Raw genomic sequence first — 14,811 nt, 5'->3', positions numbered from 1 at the left:
CGCGGCGACCCCGGCCTCGACCCGTCCCGGCGGCGTCACGACCCCGACCCGGCCCGGCCGGGGGACGGCCCCGACCTCGACCTGTCCCGGTGGCGCGGGCGGGCCACCGACCCCGACGCCGACCGCAGCCGGGCGGAGGACTCGTCGCCCGAGGCGGTCGCCCGGCTCCGGACCCGCAGCCGGGCCCTGCTCCGCGAGCTGCTCCGCCCGCACCGCGCGCGGCTCGGGCTCGCGGTGTCGCTGCTGCTGGCCCAGAACGCCGCCGCGATGGCCGGCCCGTACCTGGTGATGCTCGGCATCGACCAGTGCATCGGCCCGCTGCGGGCCGGCGACCCCGGCCCGCTGGTCGCCGTCGCCGCCGCGTTCGTCGTCGCCACCGGCACCGAGTACGCCACCCGACGCGCCTTCCTCGCCCTCGCCGCCCGGATCGGCCAGGCCGTCCTGCTCGACCTCCGCAACCGCGTGTACGGCCACTTCCTCCACCTCGACGTCGGCTTCCACGAGCGCTACACCTCGGGCCGGATGGTGTCCCGGCTGACCAGCGACCTGGACTCGATCGCCGAGCTGGTCGACGGCGGCATCGACAAGCTGGTGATGGCCGCCCTGTCGGTGCTGTCGGTGGCGGGCATCCTGCTCTGGCTCGACCTGCCGCTGGCCGCCGTCACCCTGCTCGCCTTCCCGTTCCTGTTCGGGCTGTCCCGCTGGTTCGCCCGCGCCTCCGCCGGGGCGTACCGGCGGACCCGGGAGGCGGTGGCGCTGGTGATCGTGCACTTCGTCGAGTCGCTGCGTGGGATCCGGGCGGTGCAGGCGTACCGGCGGGAGCCCCGCAACCAGCGCATCTTCGCGGCGGTGAACGACGACTACCGGCAGGCCAGCCTGCGCGCGTTCCGGCTCATCGCGGTCTACTCGCCGGGCATCCGGCTGATCGGCAACCTGACCGCCGCGGCGGTGCTCGGCTACGGCGGCTGGCGGGTGCTGGGTGGGCGGACCGAGGTCGGCGTGCTCGCCGCGTTCCTGCTCTACCTGCGCCGGTTCTTCGAGCCCATGGAGGAGCTGAGCCAGTTCTACAACGCGTTGCAGTCGGCCACCGCCGCCCTGGAGAAGCTGGCCGGGGTGCTCGACGAGCGGCCGGCGGTGGCCGAGCCGGCGCGGCCCGTGCCGCTGCCCGCCGGCCCGGGGCGGGGCGCGCTGGTGTTCCGCCACGTCCACTTCGGCTACCGGCCCGAGGCGCCGATCCTGTCCGGGCTGGAGCTGACCGTGCCCGCCGGGCAGACCGTCGCGTTGATCGGGCCGACCGGCGCCGGCAAGTCCACCATCGCCAAGCTGCTGGCCCGGTTCCACGATCAGGCGTCCGGCACGATCAGCCTGGACGGGGTGGACCTGCGGCACCTGGCCGACGCCGAGCTGCGCCGGGCCGTGGTGCTGGTGACCCAGGAGAACCACCTGTTCAGCGGCTCGGTCGCGGAGAACATCCGGTTCGGCCGACCGGACGCCGACGACGCCGCCGTGGAGGCCGCCGCCCGGGCCATCGGCGCGCACGACTTCATCGCCGCGCTCCCCGACGGGTACGCCACCGACGTGCACCGGCGCGGCGGCCGGCTCTCCGCCGGGCAGCGGCAGCTCGTCGCGTTCGCCCGGGCGTTCCTGGCCGACCCCCGGGTGCTGGTCCTCGACGAGGCCACCTCGTCGCTGGACGTGCCGACCGAGCGCCTGGTGCAACGGGCGCTGCACAGCGTCCTGCGGGACCGCACCGCCCTGGTGATCGCGCACCGCCTCTCCACCGTGGAGATCGCCGACCGGGTGCTGGTCCTCGACGCAGGCCGGATCGTGGAGGACGGGTCTCCGGCCGAGCTGGCCGCCGCCGGCGGCCGGTACGCCGCCCTGCACCGCCAGTGGCGCGACTCCCTCATCTGAGCAACCACCTCCGCCCCGGCCGCCGGGAGACGCGTGTCGATGGTGGTGCCGCCACGGGACCGAAAGTCATGGAGCCGCCCGGGTCGGCTGCCTACGATCGGCTGATGACCAATACGGCGAGGACGGCCCGCGCCGGCGTCCCCGAGCGTCCGACCCTGGACGGCATCGAGGAGACCTGGGCGCGCCGCTGGCAGGAGGACGGGACGTACGCGTTCGACCGCTCGAAGGAGCGGCAGGACGTATACGCGATCGACACCCCGCCGCCGACCGTATCGGGCGAGCTGCACATGGGGCACGTTTTCTCCTACACGCACACCGACACGGTGGCCCGGTTCCAGCGGATGCGCGGCCGCACGGTCTTCTACCCGATGGGCTGGGACGACAACGGCCTGCCCACCGAGCGGCGGGTGCAGAACGTCTACGGGGTGCGCCCCGACCCGGCGCTGCCCTACGACCCGTCCTGGCAGCCGCCGGCCGCGCCGGTGAGCGAGGCCGCCCGGAAGGACCCGGTGGCGATCTCCCGGCGCAACTTCATCGAGCTGTGCGAGGTGCTCACCGCGGAGGACGAGAAGGTCTTCGAGGCGCTGTGGCGACGGCTCGGGCTGTCGGTGGACTGGTCGCTGACCTACACGACGATCGGGCGGGTGGCCCGGGCGGCCAGCCAGCGGGCGTTCCTGCGCAACCTGGCCCGGGGCGAGGCGTACCAGGCCGAGGCGCCAACGCTCTGGGACGTCGGCTTCGCCACCGCGGTGGCCCAGGCCGAGCTGGAGGACCGGGAGCGGCCGGGCGCCTACCACCGGCTGCGCTTCCACGGCCCGGACGGGCGCGAGGTGCTGATCGACACCACCCGGCCGGAGTTGCTGCCGGCCTGCGTGGCGCTGGTCTGCCACCCGGACGACGAACGCTACGCGGACCTGGTCGGCGCGTCGGTGCGCAGCCCGGTCTTCGGGGTCGAGGTGCCGGTGCGGGCGCATCCGCTGGCGGATCCGGCCAAGGGCACGGGCATCGCCATGGTCTGCACCTTCGGCGACCTGACCGACGTGACCTGGTGGCGGGAGCTGCGGCTGGACACCCGGGTGGTGATCGGCCGGGACGGGCGGCTGCTGCCGGAGCCGCCGGCCGGCGTGCCCGCCGAGCCCTACGCGGCCCTGGCCGGGCAGACCGTGAACGGCGCCCGGCGCACGATCGTCGAGCTGCTGGGCGACGCGGGCGATCTGGTCGGCGAGCCGCGCCCGATCACCCACCCGGTGAAGTTCTACGAGCGCGGCGACCGGCCGCTGGAGATCGTGTCCACCCGCCAGTGGTACCTGCGCAACGGGGGCCGGGATCTCGACCTGCGCGAGGACCTGCTGGCCCGGGGACGCGAGCTGCGCTGGGTGCCGGAGCACATGCGGCACCGCTACGAGCACTGGGTGGGCGGCCTGACCGGTGACTGGCTGGTCAGTCGGCAGCGGTTCTTCGGCGTGCCGGTGCCGGTGTGGTACCGGCTCGACGACGCTGGCGAGCCGGACTGGTCCCAGCCTCTCACGCCGGACGAGTCGATGCTCCCGATCGACCCGTCGAGCGAGCCGCCGCCGGGCTACGAGGAGGCCCAGCGCGGGGTGCCGGGCGGCTTCGTGGGCGACCCGGACGTGCTGGACACCTGGGCCACCTCGTCGCTGACCCCGCAGATCGCCGGCGGCTGGCAGAACGACGAGGACCTGTTCCGGCGGGTCTTCCCCATGGACCTGCGCCCCCAGGGGCAGGAGATCATCCGGACCTGGCTCTTCGCCTCGGTGGTCCGGGCGCACCTGGAGCAGGGTGTGCTCCCCTGGCGGGACACGGTGCTCTCCGGCTGGATCCTCGATCCCGACCGGAAGAAGATGTCCAAGTCCAAGGGGAACGTGGTCACCCCGATGGGCCTGCTGGAGCAGCACGGTTCGGACGCGGTCCGCTACTGGGCCGCCAGCGGCAAGCCCGGCATGGACCTGGCCTTCGACCCGGCGCAGATCAAGGTGGGTCGCCGGCTCGCCACGAAGCTGCTCAACGCGTCGAAGTTCGCCCTCGGGCTGGGCGCGGCCGACGCGCTGCGCGCCCCGGCGACCGCGCCGCTGGACGCCGCCATGCTCGCCGAACTGTCCGGCGTGGTCACCACCGCGACCACCGCCTTCGACGGGTACGACCACACGGCCGCGCTGATGGCCACGGAGGCGTTCTTCTGGCGGTTCTGCGACGACTACATCGAGCTGGTGAAGGAACGCGCCTACGGCACCGGGCCGGGGGCCGACTCGGCCCGGGCGGCGCTGGCCACCGCGCTCTCGGTGCAGTTGCGGCTCTTCGCCCCGGTGCTGCCCTTCGTCACCGAGGAGGTCTGGTCGTGGTGGCGGTACGGCTCGGTGCACCGGGCGACCTGGCCGACCACGTACGAGGTGGGCCGGGCGGTGCAGGGGCCGGGCGACCCGGAGCTGCTGCAGCTGGCCGCCGACGCCCTGGGCCAGGTGCGCCGGGCCAAGTCGGAGCGGAAGCTGTCGATGAAAGCGGAGGTGCCGCTGGCCGAGGCCCTCGGGCCGGCCGCCCTGCTCGACCGGCTCACCCTGGTGGCCGACGACGTCCGGGCGGCGGGCCGGATCGCCAAGCTCGACCTGCTGCCCGACCGCACCACCGAACTCGTCGTGGCCTGCGCCTTCTGAGCGGCCACGCGGTGGCCCCGCTCGACCAACCGCGGCCGGTCGCGTCGGGCGGGGCCCCCGTGCCGTGGGTCAGCTGGTCTCGCCGGCCACGCTGAACGAGCGGAGACGGTCGATCGCGAGGACGGTGAAGCCCACCGCGATCAGCGCGCTCATCACCGCGGCGACCGGCACCGACACGTCCGTGGCGAGCAGCTCGGTCGGCGCGATCCGGTCGGCGAGCGCGATCACGTACTGCTGGATGGAGAGCACCTTCGTGCCGCTGACGAAGTTGCCGAGCAGCCCCTCCCAGATCAGCACGTAGACGAGGCCGAGCAGCACCGGCCGCCGGGTGACCAGGCTGAGCGCGACGAAGAACGCGCAGTACGCCAGCGCCCCGATCGACGCGGCGACGGCGAGCGCCAGGCCGAGGCGTACCGAATGGGCGAGCACGCCCGCGACGTAGAGCGGCACGGCGACGGTGACCGCCGTGACGCCGGCGGCCACGGCCAGCTTCGGCAGGATGATCTGCCAGCGCGGCAGCGGCTTGGTGAGGATGTGCACCACGGTGCCGTCGTCGATCTCCGCGCCGAGCACGCCGGTGCCGACGATCAGCGCGACGACCGGCAGCACCACGGCCAGGCCGAGCCCGACCAGCACTGCGGGCCCCCACTCGCCCGGGTCGACGCCGAGCGAGCGGGAGAGGATGGCCAGCGCCAGCAGCAGCCCGGGCAGCGGGAGGAGCAGCAGGAACCGGCGCCGGCCGAACAGGCCCCGCGCGGTGATCCAGGAAACGGTCGACATCGTTCAGCTCCCCACCAGGTAGGAGAAGACGCTCTCCAGCGATTCGTCCTCGGGCGTCAGCGACCGGACCCGGAGGCTCCGGGCCAGCGCGATCTTCGGCAGCGCCCGGGTGAAGGCGCCGTAGTCGCCGGCCCGCACGGTCAGCCCGTCCCGGCCCAGTTCCACGCCGGTCACCGACTCCTCGGCCATCAACGCGACCGCGAGCGCCCGGTCGTCGGTAGAGCGGACCAGGAAGACGTGCGGCCGGTTGGTCATCAGCCGGCGGATGGTGCGGTAGTCGCCGGAGGCGGCCAGCCGGCCGGCGACCATCACCTGCACGGTGCCGGAGACCTGCTCGACCTCCTCCAGGATGTGCGAGCTGAACAGGATGGTCCGGCCGGCGTCGCCGAGCCGGTGCAGCAGCGCCATCATGTGCAGCCGCTGCCGCGGGTCCATCCCGTTGAACGGCTCGTCGAGCAGCAGCACCTGCGGGTCGTGCACCAGGGCGGCGGCCACCCGGGTGCGCTGCCGCATGCCCTTGGAGTACGTGCCGATCTTCCGGTCCTGCGCGGACTCCATCTCGACCAGCGCGATGGCCCGACGGGCCGCCGCCTCCGGGTCGGGCAGCCGGTGCAGCTTGGCGCTGGCCAGCACGAACTCGTACGCGCTGAGGAAGCTGTGCACCGCCTCCCGCTCGCTGACCAAGCCGAGTCGCCGGTAGACGTCGGGGTTGCGCCAGGTCGGCGCGCCGTCGAGGGTGACCACGCCGCGGGACGGGGCGAGGAAGCCGGCCATCATGTGCAGCAGGGTGGTCTTGCCGGCGCCGTTCGGGCCGAGCAGGCCGGTCACGCCGGGGCCGAGCCGCATGGTGACGTCGTTGACCGCCACCACGTTGCCGTACCAGCGGGAGACGCCGGCGAGGTCGAGGGTGGAGGCGGGGGTGGCCGGGGCCGCCGGCTCCGCGCTGATCGTGGTCATCGGGCGGCCACCTTCCGGTATCGCAGCAGCAGCAGGGCGACGCAGCCGGCCACCAGCAGCGCGGCGACGGCCACGTAGAGCGGCCCGAAGCCGCCGATCTGATCTTCGGTCTGCCCACCGGGTACCAGCAGGTCGCCGAGGGTGTACTGGCCGACGGCATGGATCAGGGCGGTGGGCGAGCCGAGCATCGCCAGCTCGTTGACCGTGCGGGACGGCATGATCGACAGGATGCCGACGATCGGGGCGGTCATCAGGAACACCGCCACGATGCCGCCGGCCGCGAAGGCCCGCTTGCCGGTGAGCGAGGCGATGAGCAGCCCGACCGAGGCGAAGACCACCGCCCAGAGCGCCGCGTAGAGCAGGCCGGGCAGCAGGTCGAGCAGCTCGTCCCAGACCCCGCCCAGCCCGTCCTTGGTGGTGAACGCGGCGCCCAGGAACATCACCAGCTGCGGTGCCCCGAGCAGCAGCCAGAGCGCGGTGGCCAGCGACCCGAGCTTGGCCAGCGCGTAGTCGCCGCGCGGCAGCGGGCGGGAGAAGTAGAGCGGCAGCACGCCGCTGTGCAGGTCGCGGGAGACCAGCTCCGGCCCGACCACCGCGACGAAGAAGATGACGAGCCAGCTCATCGCGTCGGCGAACTGGGCGTACGTCATGACGACCTGGCCGGTCTGGGTGCGTACCGCGGTCAGCCCGGCGGCGACGATCAGCACGATGCCCATCACCAGCCAGGGGAAGATCTTCGCCTTCGCGGAGCGGCCCAGGCCGAACGCGGTGCGCAGGCCGTGCAGGTAGAGCGCCCCGAAGACGTGCCGACGGCCGAGCCGCGGGCCGGTGTAGCGCTGGTAGCCGATGTCGTGGATGACGCCGGTCGGCTCAGACATGGCTGGGCTCCCTCGTGGCGAAGAGTTCGGCCACCCGGTGCCGCCGCTGGTCGAGCCGGTGCAGCGGCAGGTCCAGCTCGGCGACCGCGCCGATGATCAGGTCGTAGGTGGCGTCGTCGGCGAGCGGGACGAGCAGCAGCCGCCCCTCCCGGGACACCGGCAGGTCGAGCGCCGCGAGCCGGGCGGCCAGTTCGTCCGTGCCCTCGCTCACCTCGACGGCGAGCACGTCGGTGGCGGTGGTCATGGCGGAGATGCGGTCGGCGCGCAGCAGCCGGCCGCCGTCGATGGCGACCAGGGTGTCGCAGATCCGCTCCACCTCCCCGAGCAGGTGCGAGCAGACCACCACCGAGATGCCGAACTCGGTGCCGATCCGGTTGATCAGGGCGAGCATGGCGTCCCGGCCGGCCGGGTCGAGGCCGTTGGTCGGCTCGTCGAGCAGCAGCAGGTCCGGGTCGTGCACCAGAGCCTGGGCGAGCTTCACCCGCTGTTTCATGCCGGTGGAGTAGCCACCGACGGCCCGGTGCCGTTCCTCGTGCAGGCCGACGTGGCGCAGCGCCTCGGAGGCCCGCTCCCGGGCCACCGTGCGGGGCAGCCCGCTGATCCGGCCGAGGTGGGTGACCAGTTCGGCGGCGGACAGGTCGGGCGGGAGGGCGTCGTGCTCGGGCATGTAGCCGACCCGGGCACGGACGGCCGCGGGTTCGGTGGTGGGGTCGAGGCCGAGCACGGAGACCCGACCGCTGGTCGGGGCGAGCAGGCCCAGGAGGATCTTGATCAGGGTGGACTTGCCGGCGCCGTTCGCGCCCACCAGTCCGATGATCCCCGGCTCGACCGACACCGTGAGGTCGGCCAACGCGGTGACCCGGCCTCCGTACGTCTTGGTCAGCGACTCGGTCGCGAGCAGTGTCACGACGCCCAGCGTAGGAAGGGCGGGCCCCTCCGGGTATAGGGAAACGCTCGGGGTTGCCCCTGATTCCGCCCGGACGGGTCGGTAAGGCTTCCGTAAGCGGCCGGACCGGTGACCGCGGGCCGCCGCGACGGGAGACTCGACGCATGTCGATCCGCCTGCTACGCGCGCCGCTGACCTGGGTCGCGGTGGCCGTCCTCGCCGCCGGCGCGGCCGCCGGCCTGTACTGGTTCCAGCCGTGGAAGCTGGTCACCGACACCGAGGTGCACGAGGAGCTCACGGCGGTCTCCGGCGCGTCGGTGGCCCCGTCCGCGACCGCCACTCCGGCCGCCGCCCCGGCGTCCACCGGGCCGGTGCTGGTCAGCCGGGGCGACTTCGTCAGCCACGAGCACGAGACCGTTGGTGGTGCCCGGATCGTCCGCACCGCCGACGGCCGGCACCGGCTGGAACTGGTCGGGCTGGACACCTCGAACGGTCCGGATCTTCAGGTCTGGCTGACCGACCAGCCCGTTCGGACCGGTCCGTCCGGGTGGCACGTCTTCGACGACGGCCGGCACGTGGCGCTCGGCCCGCTCAAGGGCAACCGTGGCGACCAGGCGTACGAGATCCCGGCCGGGACCGATTTCAGCGGGCTGACCAGCGTCGCGATCTGGTGCGAGCGGTTCGCCGTCTCGTTCGGCGCGGCCCCGCTCACCGCCGCCGGCTGAGGCCGCCCCGCGACGGTCGGTTTGCCGGCCGGTGACCGGGAGGTGGAGTGGCGCTCTCGACCGATCGGCGGTGGGCTGAGAAACTGTGTGCCGGCCGGTGAGTTGGGGGTTTCATGAGCAACGGGTGGGTGCTGCCCGAGGACGTTTTGCGGGACGCGCCGGCGTACGCGCCAAGGCCCGCTGAGCTGGCCGATCTGGAGTTGCTGCTGACCGGGGCGTACGCCCCGCTGACGGGCTTCATGACCCGGGCCGACCTGGCCTCGCTGAGCCGGCGCGGCCGGCTGGCCGACGGCACGCCGTGGCCGGTGCCGGTGACGCTCCAGGTGCCGGCCGCGCTCGCCGACGGGCTGGTGCTGGACGACCCGCTGCGGCGGGCACTGGTGCTCACCGACGGCGAGGGCGCCCCGGTGGCCGCCATGGACGTGACCGACGTCTGGCCGGTCCGTGAGGGCACGGCCGGGGTGGGCGGGGCGGTACGCCGGCTGGGCGACGGCGGCCACGCGCCGTTCCAGCGGCTGCGGCGCAGCCCGGACGAGGTGCGGGGGCTGCTGCCCCCGGGGCGGGTGCTGGGTGTCTTCGCCGACCGCCCGCTGCACCGGCCGCAGATCGCGCAGATCGCGCACGCCGCCCGGACGCTCGGCGCGCACCTGCTGGTGCTGATCCCGGCCGGCGAGGAGGCGATCGGCGGGCTGCCGGCCGAGGCGCTGGTGCGCAGCGTGTTCGCCGCCCGCGACCGGATGCCCCCGGCCACGCTGGTGGCGGTGCCGCTGGCGAAGCGGCGCGACGAGATCAGCGACGCGCTGCTGCGGGCGCGGGTCGCCGCCGCGTACGGGGTGACCCACCTGCTCTCCACCGAGGGCATGCTCTCCGGTGCCGGCCTGCGGGTGCTGGTGCCCCGCGAGCTGGCCTACGACAACCGGGACGGGCAGTGGCGCTGGCGGGAGGACATCCCGCCGCGCAACCGGCGGCTGGCGCTCAGCCAGGAGGAGATCGACGACCTGCTGGACCGCGGCTTCCCGCTGCCCGAGTGGCACACGCCGCCGGCGGTGGCCAAGGAGTTGGCCCGGGCCCGCCCGCCGCGCCGGCACCGGGGTCTCGTGGTCTTCCTGACCGGTCTGTCCGGCTCCGGCAAGTCGACCATCGCCCGGGGCCTGGCCGATGTGCTGCGCGAGGGTGGCGACCGCACCATCACGCTGCTCGACGGCGACGTGGTGCGCCGGGAGCTCTCGGCCGGGCTGGGCTTCAGCAAGGCCGACCGGGACCTCAACGTACGCCGGATCGGCTGGGTGGCCGCCGAGATCGCCCGGCACCGGGGCGTCGGCATCTGCTGCCCGATCGCACCGTACGCGGCCGCCCGGGCCACCGCCCGGGAGATGGCGCACGCCGCCGGGGCCGGCTTCCTGCTGATCCACGTGGCCACCCCGCTGGAGGTCTGCGAGCAGCGCGACCGCAAGGGCCTGTACGCGCGTGCCCGGGCCGGCCTCATCACGGGGATGACCGGGATCGACGACCCGTACGAGGAGCCGACCGACGCCGACCTGGTGGTGGACACCACGGACATGACCGTCGAGGAGGCGGTCCAGCGGGTGATGGAGCACCTCACCGAGACCGGCTGGGTGGAGCCCCGCCTCCAGCCCGCCTGATCCCGCACCTCCGACCACCGGCCGCCGCCGCCCCGCTCCCGGGACGGCGGCGGTTCCGCGTTCGCTTCCGTTGTCCTCTGCTGCGCGGTAGTGTTCGCCTTTGTTGGAACGCGTTCGACCGCGTGGAGACGGGGTCGGGAGTCGGGAGGTGACGGCGGGTGCTGGCACGGCAGCGGCAGGCGGTCATCCTGGAACGGGTCCGCGCCGCTGGAGGCGTCCGGGTCACCGAGCTTGCCACCGAGTTCGGCGTCTCGGACATGACGATCCGGCGCGACCTGGAGACGCTGCATGAGCAGGGCCTGCTCGCCAAGGTGCACGGCGGGGCGACGCTGGCCGGGCCCGGCTCGACCGACGAGCCCGGCTTCCGGGCCAAGTCGGTCCGGCAGGCCGGGGAGAAGGCGGCCATCGCCGAGCGGGCCGCGCAGCTGGTGCGCCCCGGCGCGGCCATCGCGCTCTCCGCCGGCACCACCACCGCCGAGCTGGCCCGCCGCCTGACCGACGTGCCGGGCCTGACTGTGGTGACGAACTCCCTGCCGGTGGCCGAGATCCTGCACGTCGGCGGCCGGCCGGACCAGACCGTGGTGCTCACCGGCGGGGTGCGTACCCCCTCGGACGCGCTGGTCGGCCCGCTGGCCGTGGCCGCGATCGGCGCGCTCCACCTGGACCTGCTCTTCCTCGGCGTGCACGGGATCAGTGAGCGCGCCGGCTTCACCACCCCCAACCTGATGGAGGCGGACACGGACCGGGCCCTGGTGGCGGCCGCCGACCGGCTCGTGGTGCTCGCCGACCACACCAAGTGGGGCACGGTCGGCATCTCCTCGATCGTCGGCCTGGAGGCGGCGGACGTGCTGGTCACCGACGACCGGTTGGCAGCGGATGCGCGACGGGTACTCGACGACAGGGTGGGCGAGCTGGTGATCGTGGCGGGCACGGAGGGTGCGGAGTGAAGCGTACGCAGATCGAGCTGGCCGACGGCCGCGAGTTGATCTACTTCGACGAGCGGGACGACGCGGTCCGCGACCAGCCGGACCGGCGGGAGCTGCCCCCGCCGCCACATGCCTCGCAGCTCCGGTACGACCCGCTGACCGACGAGTGGGTGGCGGTCGCGGTGCACCGGCAGACCCGGACCTTCCTCCCCCCGGCCGACCAGTGCCCGCTCTGCCCCTCCCGGGGCGACCGGCTCAGCGAGATCCCCGCCCCCGACTACGACGTGGTCGTCTTCGAGAACCGCTTCCCGTCGCTGAGCCAGCGGGTCGCCGAGGAGCCCGCCGAGATCACCCCGTTCACCCCGGTACGCCCCGGGCGCGGCAAGTGCGAGGTGGTCTGCTTCACCGACGACCACAACGCCTCGTTCGCCAGCCTTCCCCCCGCGCGGGTGCGGACCGTGCTCGACGCGCTGGCCGACCGCACCACCGCGCTCAGCGAGCTGCCCGGGGTCGAGCAGGTCTTCCCGTTCGAGAACCGGGGCGTGGAGATCGGGGTGACCCTGCACCACCCGCACGGCCAGATCTACGCGTACCCGTTCGTCACGCCGCGGACCCGCACCATGCTGGCCGCCGCCCGCCGGCACTTCGAGCGGACCGGGGGCAACCTCTACGCCGACGTGCTCGCCGCGGAACGCGCCGCCGGCGACCGGGTGGTGGCGAGCAACGAGCACTGGACGGCGTACGTGCCGGCGGCTGCCCGCTGGCCGTTCGAGGTGCACGTGGCGCCGCACCGCCCGGTGCCGGACATCCCGGCCCTGGACGACGCCGAGCGGGACGCCTTCGGGCCGCTCTACCTGGACGTGCTGCGCCGCTTCGACGGGCTGTTCGACATGCCGATGCCGTACATCGCCGCCTGGCACCAGGCGCCGGTGCACGTCGACCGGGAGTTGGGGCACCTGCACCTGCAGCTGTTCAGCATCCGGCGGGCGAAGGACAAGCTGAAGTACCTGGCCGGCTCCGAGTCGGGGATGGGCGTGTTCATCAACGACATCGCCCCCGAGCGGGCCGCGGAGCTGCTGCGGGCCGCCTGACCTCCCGCCCCACAACAGGGCGCGGGGGGCCCGGGACAGGGCCCCCCGCGAGGGAAGGGACGGCTGGCTGTGCGCGACAGCCGGGGAAGGTTGGTTGATCGGCGCTCAAGGCGCGAGGCGACCGTGGTCAACCTTCCTGGACGGGACTGGCATCACGTCCACCCTGCTCAACGAGGCGCGCCCGTCCCGGGTGACGCCACCCGCGGACACGACGGAGCCCGCCGGCGATGCCGGCGGGCTCCGGTGCGAACGGTGACGGTCAGGCCGACAGCTTGCGGGCCAGGTTCTCGTCGAGCGCGTTCATGAACTCGTCGGTGGTCAGCCACGGGGCGTCCCGCGAGATGAGCAGCGCGAGGTCCTTGGTCATCTGGCCGCCCTCGACGGTCTCCACGATGACCTGCTCCAGGGTGTTGGCGAACTCGGTGACCGCCGGGGTGTTGTCCAGCTTGCCCCGGTGGGCCAGGCCCCGGGTCCAGGCGTAGATCGAGGCGATCGGGTTGGTCGAGGTCTTCTCGCCCTTCTGCCACTGCCGGTAGTGCCGGGTGACGGTGCCGTGCGCGGCCTCCGCCTCGACGGTACGGCCGTCCGGGGAGAGCAGGACGGAGGTCATCAGGCCGAGCGAGCCGAAGCCCTGCGCGACGGTGTCGGACTGCACGTCACCGTCGTAGTTCTTGCAGGCCCAGACGTAGCCGCCCTCCCACTTGAGCGCGGCGGCGACCATGTCGTCGATCAGCCGGTGCTCGTAGGTGATGCCGGCGGCGTCGAACTCGGCCTTGAACTCGTTCTCGAAGACCTCGGCGAACAGGTCCTTGAACCGGCCGTCGTACGCCTTGAGGATGGTGTTCTTGGTCGACAGGTAGACCGGGTACTTGCGGTCCAGGCCGTACCGGAACGAGGCGCGGGCGAAGTCCCGGATCGACTCGTCGTAGTTGTACATGCCCATGGCGATGCCGCCGCCGGGGAAGTTGGCGACCTCCATCTCCATCGGGGCGCCGCCGTCGGCCGGGGTGTAGGTGATGGTCACCTTGCCCGGGCCGGGGACGACGAAGTCGGTGGCCTTGTACTGGTCACCGTGCGCGTGCCGACCGATGACGATCGGCTTGGTCCAGCCGGGGACCAGCCGCGGCACGTTGGACATGATGATCGGCTCGCGGAACACGACGCCGCCCAGGATGTTGCGGATGGTGCCGTTCGGCGACCGCCACATCTTCTTCAGGCCGAACTCCTCGACCCGGGCCTCGTCGGGGGTGATGGTCGCGCACTTGACGCCGACGCCGTGCTCCTTGATGGCGTTGGCGGCGTCGACGGTGACCTGGTCGTCGGTCGCGTCGCGGTTCTCGATCGACAGGTCGTAGTAGTGCAGGTCGACGTCGAGGTAGGGCAGGATCAGCTGCTCCCGGATCTGCTTCCAGATGATCCGGGTCATCTCGTCGCCGTCGATTTCCACGACCGGGTTGTTTACCTTGATCTTCGCCATCGGCCGGCGCTCCTCTCGGGGGACACGTGCTCAAGCAGTACGAGCGTACTGGAAAGTGCCCGGGGCTCCCCAGCCGGCCTCACCCCGCGGGAAAACGGGGTCGCCCGGGACGGGCCGCGGTGACATCCTTCCCGGATGCCGCTGACTCACACGGTCGGGTCTATCACGGTCACCGCCCTGCTGGACGGGATGGGTCCCTTCTTTCAACCGCGCGTCGAGGCGTTCCCGGACGCCACCGCCGAGCAGTGGCGCGAGGCCGACCGGCGGGACCCGGACAGCGTCACCCCGGACGGCCGCTGGTGGCTGCCGTTCCGCGCGTTCGCGCTGCGTACCGGGGACGGGCCGGTCACCCTGGTCGACGCCGGGATCGGCCCGGCCGACGCGCTCGCCGCGAGCTGGGCGCCGGTGCCCGGCCGACTGCCGGCCGAGCTCGCCGCCGCCGGCATCGACCCGGCGGACGTCCGCACCGTGGTGCTCACCCACCTGCACACCGACCACGTCGGCTGGGCGGGCCCGCTCTTCCCGAACGCGGACCACCTGGTGCAGCGCGCCGAGCTGGCCGCGCTGGAGCTGTTCCACCCCGAGCTGCCGGCCCGGCTCCTGGGGCCGTTGCGCGCCGCCGGCCAGCTCCGGGTGGTCGACGGCGACACCGACCTCACCCCCGGGGTACGCGTGCTGAGCACGCCCGGCCACACCCCCGGCCACCAGTCCGTGCTGGTCGACGACGGCACCGACCGCCTCCTGGTGACGGGCGATCTCCTGGTCCACACCCTCCAACTGCTCGACCCCACCCTCGCCTACGCCCACGAGGAGAACCCACCCCAGGCAGCGACCACCCGCCAATCCCTCCTGCAAACCCTGACCC

Annotated in this window: 12 protein-coding genes; 7 read left to right on the top strand and 5 right to left on the bottom strand. The window is 73.4% G+C overall.

Going from position 1 to position 14,811, the window contains the following annotated elements; translation table 11 throughout:
• The first annotated feature begins 81 nt into the window (after nt 1–81).
• Together IEY96_RS15685 and valS are read left to right on the top strand one after the other, a co-directional pair.
• Nucleotides 82–1,914, top strand: coding sequence for an ABC transporter ATP-binding protein (locus tag IEY96_RS15685; protein WP_189195740.1), 1,833 nt, complete (start codon nt 82–84; stop codon nt 1,912–1,914).
• A gap of 104 nt (nt 1,915–2,018) precedes the next feature.
• Nucleotides 2,019–4,583 carry a valine--tRNA ligase gene (gene valS, locus IEY96_RS15680; protein WP_189195533.1) on the top strand — a complete coding sequence of 855 codons (2,565 nt, stop codon included), beginning with the start codon at nt 2,019–2,021 and terminating at the stop codon, nt 4,581–4,583.
• A 69-nt stretch (nt 4,584–4,652) separates the two neighbouring features.
• Here valS and IEY96_RS15675 read toward each other — a convergent pair whose 3' ends face one another.
• The 4 genes from IEY96_RS15675 to IEY96_RS15660 are packed head-to-tail and all read right to left on the bottom strand — an operon-like array spanning nt 4,653 to nt 8,105.
• Complete coding sequence (locus IEY96_RS15675; protein WP_189195532.1) at nt 4,653–5,363, bottom strand: ABC transporter permease; 711 nt, start codon at nt 5,361–5,363, stop codon at nt 4,653–4,655.
• A 3-nt stretch (nt 5,364–5,366) separates the two neighbouring features.
• Nucleotides 5,367–6,320 (bottom strand): ABC transporter ATP-binding protein, encoded by a 954-nt coding sequence (locus IEY96_RS15670; RefSeq protein WP_189195531.1) that lies wholly within the window; start codon nt 6,318–6,320, stop codon nt 5,367–5,369.
• Entirely contained in the window at nt 6,317–7,198 is an 882-nt protein-coding gene (locus IEY96_RS15665) for an ABC transporter permease (RefSeq protein ID WP_189195530.1), read from the bottom strand. Before IEY96_RS15665 ends, IEY96_RS15670 begins: the two co-directional genes overlap by 4 nt.
• Nucleotides 7,191–8,105 (bottom strand): ABC transporter ATP-binding protein, encoded by a 915-nt coding sequence (locus IEY96_RS15660; RefSeq protein ID WP_189195529.1) that lies wholly within the window; start codon nt 8,103–8,105, stop codon nt 7,191–7,193. The genes IEY96_RS15665 and IEY96_RS15660 overlap by 8 nt, the downstream gene beginning before the upstream one ends.
• 143 nt (nt 8,106–8,248) lie before the next feature.
• Between IEY96_RS15660 and IEY96_RS15655 the strand changes: the two genes are divergently transcribed.
• From IEY96_RS15655 to galT, 4 genes are all read left to right on the top strand, one after another.
• Nucleotides 8,249–8,809, top strand: a complete 561-nt coding sequence (locus IEY96_RS15655; protein ID WP_189195528.1) for a DM13 domain-containing protein — start codon at nt 8,249–8,251, stop codon at nt 8,807–8,809.
• Between the two features lie 113 nt (nt 8,810–8,922).
• On the top strand, nt 8,923–10,452 hold the full coding sequence (cysC, locus tag IEY96_RS15650; RefSeq protein WP_189195527.1) for an adenylyl-sulfate kinase: 1,530 nt from the start codon (nt 8,923–8,925) through the stop codon (nt 10,450–10,452).
• Nucleotides 10,453–10,610: 158 nt separating this feature from the next.
• A complete protein-coding gene (locus IEY96_RS15645; protein ID WP_189195526.1) occupies nt 10,611–11,399 on the top strand; it encodes a DeoR/GlpR family DNA-binding transcription regulator in 789 nt (262 codons plus the stop codon).
• Nucleotides 11,396–12,469 (top strand): galactose-1-phosphate uridylyltransferase, encoded by a 1,074-nt coding sequence (gene galT, locus IEY96_RS15640; RefSeq protein WP_189195525.1) that lies wholly within the window; start codon nt 11,396–11,398, stop codon nt 12,467–12,469. The genes IEY96_RS15645 and galT overlap by 4 nt, the downstream gene beginning before the upstream one ends.
• 259 nt (nt 12,470–12,728) lie before the next feature.
• On the opposite strand, the gene IEY96_RS15635 is transcribed toward galT, so the two are convergent.
• Nucleotides 12,729–13,946, bottom strand: coding sequence for an NADP-dependent isocitrate dehydrogenase (locus IEY96_RS15635; RefSeq protein WP_189195524.1), 1,218 nt, complete (start codon nt 13,944–13,946; stop codon nt 12,729–12,731).
• Nucleotides 13,947–14,081: 135 nt separating this feature from the next.
• Here IEY96_RS15635 and IEY96_RS15630 point away from each other — a divergent pair.
• Nucleotides 14,082–14,811 (top strand): MBL fold metallo-hydrolase (locus tag IEY96_RS15630; protein ID WP_189195523.1); only part of this gene is annotated, 730 nt, incomplete at its 3' end.

Source organism: Micromonospora fulviviridis, assembly GCF_014648395.1.
Lineage (GTDB): Bacteria > Actinomycetota > Actinomycetes > Mycobacteriales > Micromonosporaceae > Micromonospora > Micromonospora fulviviridis.
Note: the sequence above shows the minus strand (reverse complement) of the source record. Positions and strands in the feature narration are given on the sequence as shown.